We start from the raw sequence: 18,324 nt of genomic DNA on the forward strand, positions 1-18,324 counted from the left end.
CTCCAACAAAACGATCGAGCGTGATGATCAAGGTCGCCAATCCGCGAGTGTCGTCGAACGCTGGGATGTGAAGTGACGGACCATACTGCGGGGCAATCCGGAGGGCAACGTCAGCGACTCGCAATCTCACTTTCAGGACGAAATGCATGCCATGCAAACCAAAACGTATTCATCCACTGAAGTTCAGCCTCAGCCTTGATGACTCGAATCGTTTGATCGTCAGCGTCGAAGGCCACGGTGAACTTTCTGTTGCCCAGTGACATTTCGATTTGCTTCGACTTCTCTCCCAACGCGGAAATCGGAATCGCCATTGAGTTGGCATCGTCCCAAACCCCCAACACGCTTTCCTTCAAGGGCAAGGCGTTGCTGATTGGTTTTGCTGGGAACATCAGCTGGGGCTGTTTGAAATAGCGGGCGTACGGACTGCCTTGATAGTTTCGCCGGTGCCCCGTTTCCGATGAGAGGACGGTTGTGTTTGGGTTGCGAGCTTGCCATGCAGCCCACGTGGTGAGTTCCATTGGCAACACTCCCAACTTCATTCCGGCACCGGGTCCTGAAACACCTTCGCCTTTCACCTGCGACCAAAGACTTTCCGTGTTGGATCGATCGTACATCAACACGTTGCTGTTGTAGAGCAAACCGGAGACGCCGAACGCCAGTTCTCCGAGCGGAGTCTGGCGATCAAAGACGACGGCGGAGTCACACAGGGGACAGTAGGTCACCGCGATCGGTCGTTCTCCGATGCGATCATTGATGATCTCGTGATAGTTCAAAATCGCAAGCGGGTAGGCACGCGATTCACCCCCCGACGCAACGCCGATCACCCGGTCGCTGGCCCGCAAGTAAGTCGCTTCCGCCGCCGATACCATCTTTGGATTCGACAGAGAGGGGATGCCGTCTTTGGGAGGACCACCCGAGCGAATCTCCTGGGCGGGGATGGTGGCGTGCCTCAAGTCAAATCCGACACCTCCTTGACCTGGAAGTTGCACCGGTTGGGCGATTGGCGGATTGCTGGGGAAATGATCCGCATGACGTTGCAGCGACCATGACACTGCCATCGCGAACGAAGTGAAAAGCAGACAACGGCGGATCAGTCCGGACTGAATACCCATTTCGGATCAACTCCTTTTCGATGAATCAAGAGACCTGAGTGTGCTGCCTGGCGATGACGTGTCGAGGCGACGTCAGAATGATTTCCGGCAGCGACCGATGGGGTGGCCATGCGTTTTTCCCATCGGTCCAATGTCACGATCGCAGCGAGGAGCTCATTGGGCAGTGAGGCAACTCACAGTTTGCAAAAGATCCGCAAAACACTTCGTAGCAATCTTCATCGAGGGAGCCTCTTGATCAGTGTAGCTCTGGATCGTTCCCCAGTGAACGAAAGCCTCGCAGCGAATTGTTTCTTGCTCCTTCTTCCTCGCGTTTCGAGCGGGCGAGGGTTGGGGTGGGGTAGCTGACCTGCTACGACTTCATCACTCACTCTTTAAACTTCACCCCTTCAATTTTGAGCTTCCAAAGATGAGTTGGCGAGACTGGTACGACGCGCTCGACAAACCGGCTTGGACGCCTGAGCCTTCGACGATTGGCACGATCTGGCAAATTCTTTACCCGATCATCCTGCTCACGTTCGGATACGTTTTCTACTGTGTCGCCCGCAAGCAAATCCCATGGCCCGTCGCGATCCCCTTCGCCATCAATCTGATCGCGAACATCGCCTTCACACCAATCCAGTTCGGTCTGCGGAACCTGCCCCTCGCCGCGATCGACATCGCGATCGTGTGGATCACGATTGTCTGGGCGATGAAAGCCATTTGGCCGCACCATCGCTGGATCGCTGTGGCTCAAATCCCGTACCTGATCTGGGTGACGATCGCGACCGTGTTGCAATTCACGATCACCTGGAACAACGGCTGACTCTTTCGTGGGTCAGGCCCCGTTTGATGCGATGAGACGACCGTTCAAAGTGGGCTGCCCCGAATGATCGGAGTTGACGACGGCGACATCGCCGTCTTGTCCCCCGGCTCTGCCTGGGCACACCCTGCTCCCGAGGCTCCTGCCTCACGATCCAGCAACCCGGCAGGCAGAGCCTGCAAGACAGTGCGTCCCCAGGCGGGAGCCTGGGGACGAGCTGTGCGATCTTGTGCCCCGGCTCTGCCTGGGCACACCCTGCGCCCGAGGCTCCTGCCTCACGAACTTGCAACCCGGCAGGCAGAGCCAGCAAGACAGTGCGTCCCCAGGCGGGAGCCTGGGAACGAGCCGTGCGATCTTGTACCCAGGCTCAGCCTGGGCACACCCTGCTCCCGAGGCTCCTGCCTCACGAACCTGCAACCCGGCAGGCAGAGCCCGCAAGGCAGTGCGTCCCCAGGCGGGAGCCTGGGAACGAGCCGTGCGATCTTGTGCCCCGGCTCAGCCTGGGCACACCCTGCCCCGAGGCTCCCGCCTCACGATCCTGCAACCCGGCAGGCAGAGCCCGCAAGACAGTGCGTCCCCAGGCGGGAGCCTGGGAACGAGCCGTGCGATCTTGTGCCCCGGCTCAGCCTGGGCACACCCTGCTCCCGAGGCTCCCGCCTCACGAACCTGCAACTCGGCAGGCAGAGCCTGCAAGGCAGTGCGTCCCCAGGCGGGAGCCTGGGGACGAGCCGCGCGATCTTGTGCCCAGGCTCTGCCTGGGCACACCCTGCTCCCGAGGCTCCTGCCTCACGAACCTGCAACCCGACAGGCAGAGCCTGCAAGATAGTGCGTCCCCAGGCGGGAGCCTGGGAACGAGCCGTGCGATCTTGTGCCCCGGCTCAGCCTGGGGACACCCTGCTCCCGAGGCTCCCGCCTCACGAACCTGCAACTCGGCAGGCAGAGCCTGCAAGGCAGTGCGTCCCCAGGCGGGAGCCTGGGAACGATCCGTGCGATCTTGTGCCCCGGCTCAGCCTGGGCACACCCTGCGCCCGAGGCTCCTGCCTCACGAACTTGCAACCCGGCAGGCAGAGCCTGCAAGACAGTGCGTTCCCAGGCGGGAGCCTGGGGACGAGCACGCACACAAAGAAGTTGCGTTTGAAAAGATTTGAAAAGCCGTTCTCAGGCGTGGCTGCTTCGAGTGGGATTTGGCCTGGTTTGGGCCTGGCTTCGGTGGGTGTCGTTTCCCGCTCGGCAAGCTCCCGCTGCTCCAATGCATGAAGGGTCGCGAAGGTTTGAGCTGACCGAAGACCAGTGGAAAGAACGATCGCTTCAAGGTGCCGACGAATTGGGCCATTTCATGGCGCAACTGGGTGACGCGTTGGGACAACGCGCACCAAAGAACAGACAGATGCATTTCAACAAAAGGCTCATTGCTTCTTCGCCTTCTTTTTCTTCGGGGTGGGGGCACTCGATGGCTGATAGGTCTCGAGTAGCGTCTCCATTCCCTGCACGACTTCCGGAAATTCGTGATACAAATTTTGAGTCTGTTTCAGGTCTTTTTCCAAATCGTAGAGCTGTGCGGGTGGTGAATTCGGCTTGATCTTTCCACTTGCAATATCGCTGTTCGTGTATCCCGCATAGGCAATGGCGGCAGGGCCGGCAAAGTCGTGTCGACCTCGTTTGGTTCCGCCAAAACCGCCGCTTCCCTGGCCGCTGATATACATCCACTTGCCCCTGCGAATCGCGAGGAAGCCGCGTCGACTCGCTGCCAGAACCAAGTGATCACGAATGGGGTTCTGCGGGTTCCCAGTCAGTGCGGGCAGCACATTCACACTGTCGACCGCTTGACCGTCGCGAATCTCGACACCAGTCAGTGCGGAAATTGTCGCGACCATATCGACGTTGCAAATCAACTGATCCGAAACCGAACCCGCTTCGATCTTGCCTGGCCATTTGGCGATAAACGGAACGCGGTGTCCGCCTTCCCAAGCGCCAAACTTAAAGCCGAGCAATTCACCGTTCAAATGGTGTCCCGCATCCCAAGCACCCTGCCCGGTTACATTGAACATGCCGCCGTTGTCGCTGGTGAAAATGATCAGCGTATCATCGGCCACGCCTTGCGCTTCGAGCGTCTTGGTGATCTCGCCTACGATCCAGTCGAGTTCGTGAACAAAGTCGCCATAGAGGCCGCACTCACTGGTTCCTTGGAAGCGGGGTGCCGGTGTGAAGGGATGGTGGATATTGGTAGTCGCCAGGTAGAGGAAGAAGGGATCTTCCTTTTGTTGCTTGATCCAATCGACCGCTTTCTCCGTGAGGTGGGTACCGACATGATAGTCGTCGTAGAGAGCATGGGCCGCATCCGCGCCACCGATGTCGCCGATGTGCATCTTTTCGTGGATCTCTTTGGTCTTCGCCTTCTTGCCATGAACAAACGGATCATCCGGCAGCAAGCCTACGACGCGGTGGTTTTCGACATAAACAAATGGCGGATGGCTATTCACAGTTGGCACGCCGTAGTAATGATCAAAGCCCAGTTCCAGCGGGCCGGGCTTTAGGTCGCCGTTCCAATCGGGAGTTTTCTCACCGAAGCCCAAATGCCATTTACCAACACAGGCGGTGGCATAGCCCGCGTTTTTCATCACATCCGCCAAGGTCTGCTTTTTCGGATCGACAACCAAACCGCTCTTTAGAAAAACGGGCCTGCTCAGGTTTCTCCGGTGCGGATACTCTCCCGTCAGCAGAGCATAGCGAGACGGCGTGCACACCGCAGACGCCGAGTGCGCGTCGGTAAAGCGTCGTCCCTCTGCTGCGAGCTGATCGATATTCGGTGTCTTCAGCTTGGTCGCTCCATAGCAACCAAGATCACCGTAGCCGAGGTCATCCGCAAAAATGAGGACGATGTTAGGCCGGTCCCGACGAGTACGAGGCTCCGTCGAAGTCGCTGATTGAAGAGGATGCTCGCCATACGCATCTGCCTGGAAAATTCCGCAAAGACAGAACAACGTCAATAGAATTGTCTTTTGATGTGCGTTCATCGTGCTGCTTTCTTTTGGGATCGATTCACTTGTTTGATATCAGGGCGTTTGCAGAAAAATGTTGCAAAAGATGAACGCGATTCGTCATCGTATCGCCGACATGAACGCAGCGTCCTTTTGTCGTGATGAAATTTCAGTCGCGACGTGGCATTGTCGGCATCGGAGAGGAGTGCCGTCGCCAGACCCAGAACATGACACATCGAAATTGAATGATCTAAATCTTTCTATTTTCGAATTGCGACCGTGTTCCATTCGCCACGTTCTTGAACTTTGCTTTCGTCTTTCAGCGATCTCGGGGCGCTCGGTATTGCAGTTGACCGTCTCCCCGGGACCGTCATTGTAAATTGTAAAGAAACACTCCTTTGGGCGTATCCGCGATCTGCAACTTGGTAAGGTTTTGTCGGCAAACATGTTATGCAGCCAGCCGTTGCTCGGCTATCCAATGATCGGTGCCGGACTTGCCGGCGGGAATTGGAAGACCATTGCCGATATCATCCAACAGGAACTCGTCGGCAACATTTCAAGTTGATTCATCGCAATGATCACGACTCCAGTTGATACGACGACGCCGCTCGTTCTGCTCTCAGGGCTTGCCGCGGACGCTCGCGTCTTCACGCCGCAGAAGATTGCGTTTCCGCAACTGCATTGTCCCGCCTGGTTGCCTCCTCACCGCCAAGAGTCGATCGACGAGTACGCCAAACGGATAGCGGACACACTCGAGGAAGGTCCGTGCATTGTGGGTGGCGCATCATTTGGCGGCATCGTCGCTTTGCATCTGGCCGAACATGTCGACGCCCAAGCTGTGATTTTGATCGGAAGCATCAAGTCACCGTCACAACTGCCGCTGTATGCCCGCTGTGCTCGGCCGCTTCGGTCCTTGGTTCCCTTCATTCCGATTCGCTTTCTTCAGCTCCTCGCTCGGCCGATCGCGACGCGAGCGATCAAGCGGCATGCACCCTTCGCGTACGGGCTTGCCTGTCAGTTCCGCGACTCCAACCCAGTCGTTTTTAAATGGTCTTTGTCCCGTCTCTTGGATTGGTCCAGCACACCGGCCGTTTCCTGCCCGGTCTTCCATCTGCACGGCGACCGCGACTGGACACTCCCACTGCGCTACACGGATCCCGACAAGATCGTCGCCGGCGGCGGGCACGTCCTTTCACTGACACACCCCGATGAAGTCAACGCATACATCAACGAAATCCTCCACAAGAATTTGTCCAAGTGAACGAGAGGAGTGGGGCGTCCTTCTTTTGCGTTTGCGATTCAGGTCTTGCTCGTTTGGCTCGGTTCCTTTGCAACGCATTTTGGGACGTGGAGTGGAAACGCCCGATGCAACAGGTTCTGTTCACTCTTCTTCAATCGCGTCTTGTTGGTGAGCGGCATCGAATGCCGCGTTCACTTCGTCTTCATCAGGAAACGGAATCGGTTCTGGCTGAATGTATTCCCACATTTCGTTTTGGTGCAGCCATATCGGGTCGGCATTTCGGAGGATGAATTCGTCGACGGGAAGGCCGTCAATGGTCGGCGGACGTTTGATACGCACTTGTTTGCCGTTGATGAAGATCCACTGGTACTTTTTTTGGCGTTCTTTTTTGGCTCGTTTTTCGGCTGCCGTCAGTTTACGTTTCGGTTTTGCCACGTTTGCTCCATTCGTTCGCGGATGACGACCAGGGTCACCAGTTGTTCGTTTTCCACCATCGGTTGACTCGTCCAAGTTTTGGATCGGTTGCAATCTGCCGAGGCGAGGTGCATTCTATTGCGATGTGAATCAGGAAGATGCTTCCTCGGTTCGATTCGAACCTTGAGTGATTGAAATTGAGATCCTATGTCAGAGTATCAGTGGATCGAATTCCTCGCGATTGAGTCACCGTTGGATTCCGACGCGATTGAGTTCATGCAAGCCCTGTCTTCGCGAGCCGAGGTCGACCAGTGGCGTTTTGCGAACGAGTGCCGATGAACTGAAGAACCGATACCCAACCCGGTCAGCACTGCATGCTGAAATCCGGAACGCTCTCGACGGTTGAAAAGGTGGCATAGGCTTCCTGCCTGTGTTCCGCGCAATCACAGGCTGGAAGCTTATGCCACTTTTTTTCGTTCAGACCCCCTCCCCGAACCCAACAATGCCCCCCGCCCCAAACAATAGTCCACAATCGTAATGAGGGCACTTTTGCCGGTCTTTGATGCGCCCGTGATGGTGTTCACAGCTCCACATCGAAAGCCGCGGTCTGATTGACTCGCTACAACTGGCGGACCAAGATAGCAGCGAAAATAGAGTCCAGTACCTTAAAAGCTCCGCCATGATCAAGCGACTATGTTTCCTCCTTGTCTCGTTCTCCGCAGTCTCATTCGTGGGAACATGCCCAGCGACGGAGCCAGATACAGTCTTCGCAGAATCACTGCCGTGCTACTACACGCCGATTGAACGCAAAGAAACCCAAAACCTCACATTCGATGTCGTTGTCTACGGCAGCACGCCGGGTGGAATCACAGCCGCAGTCCAAGCGGCTCGGATGGACAAGAACGTCGCACTCATTTCGTTCGGTCCTCATGTCGGCGGTTTGACCACAGGCGGCCTGACAGCGACCGACATCGGCACGAACACATCTGTTGGCGGCTTGGCTCGCGAGTTCTATAACCGACTTGGAAAGATTAGTAACTTCAGCTCGTATGAGGCCGAGACTGAGTTTCTTGAAATGCTCAACGATGCCGGCGTCACGGTTCTGTTAGACCGCCCCTTGGAATCCGCCGAGCTCCGCGAAAAACGGATCCAATCGATCTCGCTGATGACCGGCGAGACAATCGTCGCGAAGATGTTTGTCGATGCGACCTACGAAGGGGACTTGTACGCGGCTGCAGGCGTGTCCTACCAAGTCGGCCGCGAGCCAAGGTCGGCGTTTAACGAGTCGCTCGCCGGACAATGGCAGGCGGAGTCATGGAAAGGCGTGTACCAGTTCTGCGATCTTCCCATCAGCCCGTTCATCAAACCCGGTGATCCAAACGCGGGCCTACTGCGGGAGATCGCGATCAAGCCCGCCGGCGATCCTGGCCAAGGCGACTACAAGGTCCAGGCGTACAATTTTCGCATGATCTTAACGAACAGCGACAACAAGATCCCATTTCCCAAACCCAAAGGCTACGACCCCGATCGTTATGCACTGCTTGCCCGATTTCTTGACTTCGATGCTGACATCCAATGGAGACTGAATTACACGACCACGCCAATGACCGACGGGCCAGTGCAGATGCGTCGCGGCGACTCCAACAACGCCGGCAGCTTTTCCAGCGACTACGTCGGCGGGAACTATAAGTGGCCCGATGGCACCTACACCCCAGGCTCCTTCGATGAACTACCCGAGCCACGCCGAGGATTGCCGATGCCGATGGCCGAGTTGTACGAACTACGCGAAAAGATCTTTCAAGATCACATCAACTACCAAGTCGGCCTGATGTACTTCCTGGCCAACGACCCACGCGTCCCCAAACCGCTACAACAACGCGTCAACTCATTCGGCCTGGACCCAAGTGAGTTCAAAAACACTGGCCATTGGCCCCACGAACTCTATGTCCGCGAAGGCAGGCGAATGGTCTCGGGCTACATCATGGACCAAGCCAACTGCGAGGGAAAACGCATCGCGGAAGACTCGGTCGGCCTTGCTTCGTACGCAATGGATTCCCATTTCTGCCAACGTGTGGTTGTCGTCCGCGACGGCAAGACGACCGTTCGCAACGAGGGCGGGTTCGGCAAGTGGTGCCCAAGGCCCTATCCCGTCGCGTACCGTTCAATCGTGCCCAGCAAACGGGAGTGCGAGAACTTGCTGGTGCCCGTGACCCTATCATCCACCCACGCCGCCTATGGGTCGATTCGCATGGAACCGGTCTTCATGATTCTCGGGCAAAGCGCAGGTGCCGCCGCATCCATCGCGATTGATAGTGCGGTAGCAGTGCAGGACATCCCGTACAACAAACTGCGAGAACGACTGCTTGCCAGTGGGCAGAAGTTGCAGAACTAATTTCATTCGAGCGCGATAATGAAGGCCTCCCCATGTGCTTGAATATGCTCAAAACGCTGACTCTCTGTTGATGCGTTTCTCTGCTTCAATCCGGCGCCATCTCACACGCGAATGAACGCGAGAGCCGGCCGCCGAACGTCGTCATGATCCTCGGCGATGATCCCGGCATCGAGTGTCTGTCGGCCTATTGCGGGCGGTCTCTTCAGGCTCCTCCCATCGACACGCTCGCCGATCAAGGCATGCGGTTTATCCACTGCTTTTCAAATCCGGGTTTCGAAAAGGTGTCCGGTGCCGATTTTTTCAGCTAGATGCACCTGAGAATGGCGTGGTTTTCTCTCTGGTGTCCGGGAAACGCTTCAAGGCCGGCCCAGGGGGGGGCGAAAGTCGATTGGCAGGTGCTGTTCGATCGGGACACTAGCAGTGATGAGATCGACGGTCGGCTCTCGCAAGCTTACTAAGCAGGTCGGCAGGAGTGATCAAGCACAACCATGTGAGCCGTTTGGGCGTTCGCCCCGGTTGTGCGTGAAAACCGTGGCTAACGCCAGCGGCTCACATACCCGATGACACCTGCGTACCTGCTTAGTTGCGTGAGAGCAACGGCGGCGGTGCGACATTGGTTGCTGGTTGAATGCTCTCGCTGACGTCGCGCGCTGCCGGGAGCGTCTCGGACGTCTGGTGACTCCGGATGGTCGCGAGCGTGCGGGCGATTTGCCGATGTCACTGTGTGCTCATGTTTGTTAACCAAAACCCCTGCTCCCGAGTCTCCATGATCATCCGTTTGGCGCCACCCACCATCCATCAATCATTGGGGACCCATCTGTCGCCGCTCCGCGGCTTGGAATTGGGCGGGGGCATCCGAGACGTCGGGTTGAAACCCGACGCGATCGAATGACACCGCTCCGCGGTTGGTTGCCAACATCTTGACCGAACAGTCGCGGAGCGACGGCATTGGGGCAGCCTTGGGTTTCAACCCAAGGTCCGGCCGTGACCCAATGCACACCCAAGTCGCGGAGCGACAACCGTTGAAACGAGTTCGGAGCGATCTGCCGCCGCTCGGCTGTGGTGGGCCACGAAAAAAGCCGGCGTCGGTCAGTGACCAACGTCGGCTTTTTTGATTCGGTGGTGAATGACAGGCAAGGTGCCTGTCCCACTCAAGTTGCGGGAGCCGGATTCGAACCGACGACCTCGAGGTTATGAGCCTCGCGAGCTACCGGGCTGCTCCATCCCGCGGTATGTGAGACGTTGAATCGGACGCCAAGGTTCGATTTCTACAGCGAAATTTCGCGTAAACATCATTTTCTTGGCCTCGTGGCAACGATGGAGGAACTATCGGTCACGATGGCGGATTCGTCAAGCGGCTGTTCGGATTGTTGGTGAGATTTTCGTTTTTTGGCCAGCCATTCGCTATGTTGGCCTAGAGTAGTACGTTGTGCGCCGGCTCCGCCAAGTCTTTTCGAGTATGAACCTTCCCCCCAACACGACCGCTTCCGATTCGTCGGATGCCATGGATTCCTCGGGGACGTTCTCGGCTGGCCCAGCCAATGTTTCCGGGCCGCCGGTTCCGCCGCCCCCCGTCGCTCCGCCACCCCCAGCGGATTCTGCGTCCACGCCCAGCCCGCAAGCGAACGCAAGTTCGCAACCCGATCGCACGCAGCCGAACGGTGTTCCCAAACCCCCGCCCGCTCCTCCGCGGGCGACCTTGCCTCCGGTCAAACCGCCCGGTGTCGAGCCTCCTTTGACGCGGGAACCCAACGTCAGCAATGGTGCTGGCTCTGCAGACGATTCGCTGCCCAGCCCGTCTCCAGCGAGCTCCTCTCCAGCAACTGCAAGAAAGACGAAGCGAGCGGCTCACGCTGCCAAGGTCGCTCCGGTGGCTCAGCCCGAGGTCGCGAAAGCGGTCCCCGCAGAAGTGCCGCCGGCGACCCCGAAATCACGCTGGCGGACGGAAGTCCAACCTGAGAGCAACGAAGAGACCGGGGCCGAACAAGAAGACGAACTGGCACCCGTCAGGCGATCGGTGCCAGCGTGGTTGGTCAGCATGGTCTTTCACTTGGTCGTGTTGCTGGTCCTGGCTCTGTTGACCACTCCAATTGGCGAAGGCATCGGCAGCATCGTGTTGGAGTTCGGCGAAGCGACCGAGTCGGAGAACTTTGAACTGGAGAGCGTGAATATCCAGAGCTCGGATTCGATGCTGGATTCAACCAGCGATCTGGACAGCGAGATGGTGGTCGACACGGACATCCAGTCGTTGATGGACACGATGGAGATACCCACCGAAACACTTGAGATGGTGCAGGTCGAGAACGGCATTGGGTCCGCGAGTGAACTGGTCAAACCCATGTTCAGCGGTCGGTCGGGTGCGATGAAGAGTGCCTTGATCGCAGCTTATGGCGGCAATGACCAAACCGTGACCGCGGTTGAGCGTGGATTGCAGTGGTTGGTGAAAAACCAAGAACGCGCGGGATCGTGGAGCATGGCGGGGCCTTACTCCGATGCCGCTCCGTTTTCTGAAAACCGCTGTGCCGCCACCGCAATGGCAATGCTGGCATTCCAAGGCGACGGCAACACGCATCTCCAGGGGCCCTACTCCAAGAACGTCGAGCGGGGCCTCCGGACTTTGCTCAAAGGCCAACGCCGGGACGGTTTTTTGGCGACCGAAGTTCGTGGCGATGACCAACAGGCTTACGGGCACGCTCAAGCGACAATCGCCCTCTGCGAATTGTTTGCGATGACGGAAGATTCCGCCCTTCGCGGGCCAGCTCAGGCGGCGGTGGACTACTGCGTGAACGCTCAGTCGGCCGCCGGTGGTTGGCGTTATCGGCCGCGGCTGGATTCTGATTTGTCGGTGACAGGGTGGTATGTGATGGCGCTGACCAGCGCTCATGCTGCCGGATTGGAAGTTCCCTCGTCGACCTTGCAGATGGCCAACACGTACTTGGATTCGGTCCAGTCAAATGCTGGCTCGTGGTACAGCTACCAACCCAATCGACCGGGGAGTTACGCGATGACGGCGGAAGGGTTGCTGTGCCGGCAGTACCTGGGCTGGCCGCATGACGAAGAGGCGTTGGAGCTGGGAATCGGCGACTTGGTCGAGGACGGGATGTTGGATCCGAACAATCCCAACGTTTATTACTGGTACTACGCGACTCAGGCGATCCACCACTACGGGGGACAGCCTTGGCGAAAGTGGAACAGCGTGATGCGGACGGAATTGCCGCGGTTGCAGCTCAAACGAGGTGCCGAGGCGGGCAGTTGGTCGCCTCAAGCCGATGAATGGGGCCGCCGGGCAGGACGTCTGTACGTGACCTGTCTGTCGATCTACTGCTTGGAAGTCTATTACCGGCACCTGCCGCTGTACGATCAGCAGGGAAAGTGAGTCTGGCGACAGGGAAAGTGAGCCTGGGTTTGGCGTTTCGGGCCGTTGCTCGGATTGGCTAGGATGCATCGGCGATCCTGTTTTCGGGCATCGTGACTGGTCGTTCTCCCACGCAGGGACACAGGAATCTTGTCCGCTCCCGCCCCGCCTGAATCCATGGATGCCGTCGATCACGCGGCCATTTCCGTTGATCGATTGAAAAAATCGTATCGTCGTGGGGGCAAGGTGCACGCCGCGCTCAGTGGGGTGACGTTCCAGCTTCGGCGAGGCGAACGCTTGGCTTACCTGGGCCCCAATGGAGCCGGCAAGACCACCATGATTCGCTGTCTTTCGGGGCGAGCCAAACCGGACTCGGGCAGCATCACGATGCTGGGCGAACCGATCGATGCCGCGTTTGTTCGCGATTCATTGGGTTTGGTGCCGCAAGAAATCGCTTTGTATGAAGACCTGACAACGACTGAGAACTTGGCTGCGTTCGGGCGGTTTCACGGGCTGCGTGGTCGGGTGCTACGAGACAAAATTCAGTGGGGATTGCAGTGGACCGGGCTGGCGGATCGAGCCCATGATTTGGTCGGCACATTTTCGGGCGGGATGAAGCGACGTGTGAACTTGGCCTGTGGCGTGTTGCACGAACCCGAAGTGCTGTTGCTGGATGAGCCCACCGTGGGGGTGGACCCACAAAGCCGCCAGCGGATCTTCGCGATGTTGGCGGAACTGAACGCGGAAGGCACATCGGTTTTGTTGACGACCCATCACTTGGACGAAGCCGAAAGTCAGTGCGACCGAATCGTGATTGTCGATCATGGCCAAGTTGTCGCGACGGGCACGTTTGAAGAATTGGTTCGCCAGACCATTGGGGGTGATCGCGAGGTGACCATTCGCTTGGATCAACCACTGCGTGGACATGGGAACGAACCGTTGGCCTTGGCTGGTTTGAGCGTGACCGCTCGGCCAGGTGAAAACGTGGTGAGCACCAAGATGGCGGAGGTCGCGATGGGATTGCCACGATTGATCGACGCACTCAGCCAAGCGGAATACGGCGTGCAAGATGTGGAGGTCCAGTCACCGACGCTGCATCACGTGTTTTTGCATCTGACCGGCCATGCACTGCGGGATTGAACATGGTCTGGAAAGTCATTGAAATTCATTTGCGTCGTTTGCGTCACAACCGCATCGAGTGGTTGCTGACGTTTGTGGTGCCGATCGCGTTCTTCAGTATCTTTGCGTTGATTTTCTCTCGCGGTGTGGGAGGCACGCCTCGTGTGAAGGTGGCTTTGATTCGCGAGGCGGGTGCGAATTCGGAGGTGGAAACAGGTTCCACGTCGCTGGCTTCGATGCAGTGCGATCAAGTGATTCAGACGCTTCGTGAAAGCGAAGGGCTGCGGCTGGTTCAGGACAGCGGCGAAAACCCGGCGCTGGATCGAGCTGCGGGAGAAGACTTGGTGCGGCGAGGTTCCGCAACGATCGCGATCGTGCTGAACGAAGGTGGCGAGGAGTTGTCTGCGGAATTGCTCAATGACGCCTCCGATCAAGTTGCCAGCCAAGTGGTTTCGGCGTTGGTGATGCGAGCGATGTTGATGGCCAAAGCGGGACCAACCCAAGGCAACTTCGGACCGGATGGGTTGCAGCGAACCAGCCCGGCGACTGCCGCGGCAACAACAGCGGATGAAAACGCAACCGGTGAAACAGTTGGTGTGAAACAAGCCCGGTTTGAACAGTTCGTGCAAACTGCTGCGATTGAAAGTGCCGGCGACGATTCCAGCTTAGGAACTTTTCCGAGACAACCGGATTCCTTAGCGGAGAGGCGCAAGCCGCCCGGTGGCGTGATACCGGAGGGCTCGCGCCCTTCCGCTACCAACGAGATTGGGGACCGTTCTTTGGCTGAACCGGATCGCCCTGCTGCCGAGGTGTTGATGGCACCGCCAGAAGTGACCGTGGTCAACGTGATGGGCGAGGACAAAACCAACCCCGTGATCAGCGTTTACGCGGCGGGCATTGCGGTGATGTTCTTGTTGTTTGGCGCGACCAGTGGTGGTGGCGTGCTGTTGGAGGAACGAGAGAATCAAACGTTGGAACGATTGCTATCGACCCAAATGACGATGGACCATTTGCTGCTCGGCAAGTGGTTTTACTTGACGTTGCTGGGATGCGTGCAGGTCACGGTGATGTTCGTGTGGGCTCAGCTGGTGTTTGGGTTGGACTTGATCGGCAACCTGGATGGGTTTGTGATGATGACGCTGGTCACTTCCGCCGCGGCAGCCTCGTTTGGTTTGTTTTTGGCAACGCTGTGCAAGACACGCGGGCAGCTCAATGGGCTGTCAGTGGTCGCGGTGCTGACGATGAGCGCGCTGGGTGGATCGATGGTTCCGCGTTACGTGATGAGCGAAGGTTTGCGAGAAGCCGGCCTGTGGACCTTCAACGCTTGGGCGCTCGATGGGTACGACAAAGTCTTTTGGCGTGAGTTGCCACCCAGTGCGCTGCAGCCGCAACTCGCCGTGCTGATGGCGACCGCATTTGGGTTGCTGGTTCTAGCTCGTTTGCTAGCAATTCGCTGGGAAACTTCTTGAGAACTTCTCGGTTTTGCATGCAGGGAAACCGGGGTTCTTGCTTATCGTGAGTCTTCTTTGGACCACTTTCGGGTGGTCGCTTGGCGCGTTGTTTGCTGTTGTCTCTGCATGGCACAGTTGCAAACAGCGTCTGCTCTCTGGGTGATTCTCACGACCGCGATCGGGTTTGAGTTGCGGCCGCCTTCCATTTCCGAATGTCTTGTTGCGATGGGACCCCATCATGACCGAAAGAATCCTTGCCCACTTACGATCACTGCGACGCGACGGATTTGGTTCGCTTGCGGCGGTTGGTCGGAACGGTTTCGTTCACCCTGGAGCGATTTCGTTCAAGCCGGGTGAGAGTCAGCGGCGCACCGATCGCGAATGGAAGCCGGGTGATTGGGCGATCTATCGCAAAAGCAAACGCAGCAAGGTGCCGGGGCCGCGTGCATCGAGCGTGAAACCCAACTTGAAGGGCGAGACCTACAACTACGTCGTCGAGAAGTTTTGGATGGTCGACGAGGTCAACTCGGACGGCACGTTGACCATGCGGACGACTCGCGGCAAAACACACCGCGTGTTGGCAGACGATCCCAACCTGACTCATCCGAGCTGGTTCGCTCGGCTGCGTTGGCGCGAGCGATTTGTGGCGATCGAATCCCAGCTGGGCAGCTCAACCTACGCCGCGTGAGAAGCTGGCGTCCGGCTCCCTCATGCCGTCGATTCATTGCCGACGTTGTTTGACGCGTCCTTCGCCGAGGACGTGAATCGTAGTGGACGAGGCAGCGAGTCCTTCCGCATGCAAGGGACTCGTTGCCTCATCCATTACCAAGTGCTGCAATTCACAAATCGACTTCCCCCCAAAACCTCGTTACGGGAGAGGGCATCATGTAAAAACACGCTGAAAAGCGGCGTCGATCAACGGCATGACCCCGGGCGGGTGCAGCAAAGCCGCACCATCCATCCGGTCAGCCCTGACGCTGCTACTTGGCGATCTTTTCGAGGAGCGCTGCCACGGCGGCAGGGTCGTCCGATTCCCGCAGTTCTTCGATGCGGGCTTCGGGGACACCAACCTTTTCTAGGTGGCTGCACAGACGCTTCCAGACCGTTGCCCGTTTCTTGCCCTCGCTCAAGTAAAGCTCGGTGACAGCTTCTTGAGCTTTCTGCAGACCGATCGCATCCCGGTTCTGGTAATAGTTCCGGATGATTTTTTCTTGATGCGACGTACGATTGGCAGTCATGGACGATCCTACTTAGCGTTGGTTTCGTTTTTCTTCCGCACGAGCGGCTTGCAAGGCAGCCGCTTCGCGGGACAGTTTGAACTCCGGACCAGCCGGGAAGTACTGCACATCATCCTGCAAATAGTGCGGGCTCGGAAGGGTTTGGCCATTGAGCGAAACCTGGCATCCGGTGTTGGTCGCCAACAGGGCAGCGAGAGCCAATGTGCCGATCGTCCCGCGGGTGATCCACTGCGTGTTCATCTTGTTTTCCATCGTTGTACGCCCCAACGCGTAAAGTTTTCGGACCGAACGGCTCACGCAACGAGAGCCCGTCTGCCTGAAATCGGTGACAGAATCGTTATCGGCGGAATTACCGGAAAACCTTGACATGATTCCAGAAAAAGGTTCGGGAGGATTTCCGCTGGCAAACAAACCAGGTGGCGCAGCGGCCGCTCGAGGACGCCGTGTGGTTGTTAAGTCTCGTGTTGCCCTCCCCCGGAAAGCTCGCGGAACGCTCGTTTTTCGACCCCTCCCGCTGCGTGGTCGTGCAGTTTTCTGGTGCTGGGTTTTGGCGGGTTTCTGCAGCAACCACCCATCACAACCCGACGCGTGAGCGAGGGACGCCCTCAACTCCCACAACGGCCCCATCCGGGGCGACCGTTTGTTTTCCGGCATCGGTCTCTCGGGGCTTCCGCCCCGAGCGAAGCATGACGGCCCCATCCGGGGCGATACCCAGACGCCCGCCACCATTTATTTTTCGAACGTCCCAAGGGAGGGTGATCATAAACGCTTGGCAACACGGTACTTCAAAACTGCACGGCCTCCTGCGTGGGCGGGGTTCGCAAGACGTCACGAACAGAGCACTTGGAAACGGCATCCTCTCTTGGGAGGGGCGGGCCGCTTCGGGCCGGGAAGGTGACGCGCTGGATCCGATGCTGAGCCCTCCCCTCGCTTCGCTCGACCCTCCCCAGAGGAGGGTGAGGTCAGTGTCTTGCGAAACGGCACGGCTCTCTCGTCTTTGTGAGTGTGAGATTTCGAGATCCACTTCTGGGCTCTCTTTGCCTTGCTCGGGTGGTGAAAAACACCTCCATTCAAAACCTGATTTGCCCTGCCGCTGACTCGATTCGGCGTGACTCCCAGGCGACGATGGGGCACAATGGGAACATGCACACGAAACACAGGGGTGAGACTTTGTTGTCCAACACGATTGATCGACGCCGGTTCTTGCGAGCTGGATTGGCCGGAGGGGCCGCGATCGCTGCCGGAGCGGCCTCGGCACGCCCCGCTCACGCCGCCGGCCGAGCCAAGTGGGAGGAAGCCATCCAGCGTGGCCTGGAGTGGCTCAGCAGCAAGCAATCGTCTCGCGGACAATGGAACACGACGGTCTACCCCACCGCCATGGCGGCTCTGTCGGGCACCGCTCTGATCGGCAGCGGCAGCACCACGACCCAGGGCCCCTACGCTCGGCAAATCGCTCGGGCCTCGGATTTTTTGATCAGCAAGTCACGCAGCAATGGTCTGATCGGCGACCCGCAAACCGATTCTCGTTACACCTACGGGCACGGTTTTTCAATGCTGTTCCTGTCCCAGGTGCTGGGCGAAGAAGGGCTGCTGGATCGCCGCGAAGAGTTGGTGGACGTGTTGGCCAAAGCGGTCGAGTTCAGCGGCAATGCCCAGACGGAGGCCGGTGGTTGGGGATATGTCTCGGCCAAAGAAGGCAACGACTTCGACGAAGGCAGCACGACGATCACCCAGGTTCAAGGTTTGCGTGGTTGTCGCAACGCTGGGATTCCCGTCAGCGGCGAAGTGATCGACAAAGCCAAGGAATACATCTATCGCTGCAAAAATCCGGATGGTGGCATCAGTTACAGCAGCCGGCAAACGGGCAGCAGTCGGCCGGCGATCACCGCGGCGGCTCTCGCGGCGCTCTACAACGCCGGCGATTACGACGGCGAACATGTGCCGGAGATGTTGAAGTACAGCAAAGAAACGCTGCATGACATCAACAACGGGGCCCGCGCGTTCGGTCACTGGCACTACACGTATCTGTACTACAGCCAAGTCGTTTATCGGCAAGGCGATGAGTTGTGGTTGCCGTTCCGTGATCGATTGTACGATCGAATCGCGGCCGAACAAAAACCGGATGGATCGTGGGAAGGCCAGATTCACCCGGTCTACGTGACGGCTTGCAATCTGATCATGATGCAAATCGATCGCGGATTCCTGCCGATCTATCAACGCTGAGGC

The 18,324-nt window shown here is 57.9% G+C and carries 15 protein-coding genes, 1 tRNA gene and 1 pseudogene; 11 read left to right on the plus strand and 6 right to left on the minus strand.

Translation table 11 applies throughout. The annotated features are described in order from the left end of the window. Positions 1–110: 110 nt before the first annotated feature. Positions 111–1,112, minus strand: a complete 1,002-nt coding sequence (locus UH5x_RS19780) for a DUF3179 domain-containing protein (protein ID WP_482633432.1) — start codon at positions 1,110–1,112, stop codon at positions 111–113. A 406-nt stretch (positions 1,113–1,518) separates the two neighbouring features. Here UH5x_RS19780 and UH5x_RS19785 point away from each other — a divergent pair, with 406 nt between their 5' ends. Beyond that, positions 1,519–1,914 (plus strand): TspO/MBR family protein, encoded by a 396-nt coding sequence (locus tag UH5x_RS19785; RefSeq protein WP_482633433.1) that lies wholly within the window; start codon positions 1,519–1,521, stop codon positions 1,912–1,914. Between the two features lie 1,403 nt (positions 1,915–3,317). Here UH5x_RS19785 and UH5x_RS19790 read toward each other — a convergent pair. Continuing rightward, positions 3,318–4,925 carry a sulfatase family protein gene (locus tag UH5x_RS19790; protein ID WP_482633434.1) on the minus strand — a complete coding sequence of 536 codons (1,608 nt, stop codon included), beginning with the start codon at positions 4,923–4,925 and terminating at the stop codon, positions 3,318–3,320. Positions 4,926–5,457: 532 nt separating this feature from the next. On the opposite strand from UH5x_RS19790, the gene UH5x_RS19795 reads away from it, so the two are divergent. Beyond that, on the plus strand, positions 5,458–6,150 hold the full coding sequence (locus UH5x_RS19795) for an alpha/beta fold hydrolase (protein ID WP_482636029.1): 693 nt from the start codon (positions 5,458–5,460) through the stop codon (positions 6,148–6,150). 120 nt (positions 6,151–6,270) lie between these two features. Here UH5x_RS19795 and UH5x_RS19800 read toward each other — a convergent pair whose 3' ends face one another. Further along, complete coding sequence (locus UH5x_RS19800) at positions 6,271–6,564, minus strand: hypothetical protein (protein ID WP_047812763.1); 294 nt, start codon at positions 6,562–6,564, stop codon at positions 6,271–6,273. A 186-nt stretch (positions 6,565–6,750) separates the two neighbouring features. On the opposite strand from UH5x_RS19800, the gene UH5x_RS19805 reads away from it, so the two are divergent. The 3 genes from UH5x_RS19805 (at position 6,751) to UH5x_RS19815 (ending at position 9,243) form a co-directional block, all read left to right on the plus strand. Then, positions 6,751–6,882, plus strand: coding sequence for a hypothetical protein (locus tag UH5x_RS19805; protein ID WP_482633435.1), 132 nt, complete (start codon positions 6,751–6,753; stop codon positions 6,880–6,882). 340 nt (positions 6,883–7,222) lie between these two features. Further along, positions 7,223–8,935, plus strand: coding sequence for an FAD-dependent oxidoreductase (locus tag UH5x_RS19810; RefSeq protein WP_482633436.1), 1,713 nt, complete (start codon positions 7,223–7,225; stop codon positions 8,933–8,935). Between the two features lie 143 nt (positions 8,936–9,078). Continuing rightward, positions 9,079–9,243, plus strand: a complete 165-nt coding sequence (locus tag UH5x_RS19815; RefSeq protein ID WP_482633437.1) for a hypothetical protein — start codon at positions 9,079–9,081, stop codon at positions 9,241–9,243. A gap of 848 nt (positions 9,244–10,091) precedes the next feature. Here UH5x_RS19815 and UH5x_RS19820 read toward each other — a convergent pair. Then, positions 10,092–10,165: transfer RNA gene (locus UH5x_RS19820), tRNA-Met, on the minus strand. Positions 10,166–10,394: 229 nt separating this feature from the next. Here UH5x_RS19820 and UH5x_RS19825 point away from each other — a divergent pair. The 5 genes and pseudogenes from UH5x_RS19825 to UH5x_RS19845 all read left to right on the plus strand — a co-directional run bounded on the left by UH5x_RS19825 (position 10,395) and on the right by UH5x_RS19845 (position 15,548). After that, on the plus strand, positions 10,395–12,311 hold the full coding sequence (locus tag UH5x_RS19825; protein ID WP_482633438.1) for a prenyltransferase/squalene oxidase repeat-containing protein: 1,917 nt from the start codon (positions 10,395–10,397) through the stop codon (positions 12,309–12,311). Between the two features lie 261 nt (positions 12,312–12,572). Beyond that, positions 12,573–12,914, plus strand: a pseudogene (locus UH5x_RS19830) (ATP-binding cassette domain-containing protein); the annotation flags it as partial. Beyond that, the gene (locus UH5x_RS19835) at positions 12,903–13,430 is read left to right on the plus strand and encodes an AAA family ATPase (RefSeq protein WP_482636030.1); all 528 of its coding nucleotides are present in this window, start codon (positions 12,903–12,905) and stop codon (positions 13,428–13,430) included. The pseudogene UH5x_RS19830 and the gene UH5x_RS19835, both read left to right, overlap by 12 nt. A 2-nt stretch (positions 13,431–13,432) precedes the next feature. Next, positions 13,433–14,878: an ABC transporter permease gene (locus UH5x_RS19840; RefSeq protein ID WP_482633439.1), complete on the plus strand. Its 1,446-nt coding sequence runs from the start codon at positions 13,433–13,435 to the stop codon at positions 14,876–14,878. 220 nt (positions 14,879–15,098) lie between these two features. After that, the gene (locus UH5x_RS19845) at positions 15,099–15,548 is read left to right on the plus strand and encodes a hypothetical protein (RefSeq protein WP_482633440.1); all 450 of its coding nucleotides are present in this window, start codon (positions 15,099–15,101) and stop codon (positions 15,546–15,548) included. Between the two features lie 292 nt (positions 15,549–15,840). On the opposite strand, the gene UH5x_RS19850 is transcribed toward UH5x_RS19845, so the two are convergent. Together UH5x_RS19850 and UH5x_RS19855 are read right to left on the minus strand one after the other, a co-directional pair. Continuing rightward, entirely contained in the window at positions 15,841–16,098 is a 258-nt protein-coding gene (locus UH5x_RS19850) for a hypothetical protein (protein ID WP_047812684.1), read from the minus strand. A 12-nt stretch (positions 16,099–16,110) separates the two neighbouring features. Beyond that, positions 16,111–16,350 (minus strand): hypothetical protein, encoded by a 240-nt coding sequence (locus tag UH5x_RS19855; RefSeq protein ID WP_047812685.1) that lies wholly within the window; start codon positions 16,348–16,350, stop codon positions 16,111–16,113. An 873-nt stretch (positions 16,351–17,223) separates the two neighbouring features. Between UH5x_RS19855 and UH5x_RS19860 the strand changes: the two genes are divergently transcribed. Further along, positions 17,224–18,321, plus strand: a complete 1,098-nt coding sequence (locus tag UH5x_RS19860) for a prenyltransferase/squalene oxidase repeat-containing protein (RefSeq protein WP_390173908.1) — start codon at positions 17,224–17,226, stop codon at positions 18,319–18,321. The last annotated feature ends 3 nt before the right edge of the window (positions 18,322–18,324 follow it).

It is taken from the genome of Rhodopirellula sp. UH5 (assembly GCF_056839225.1).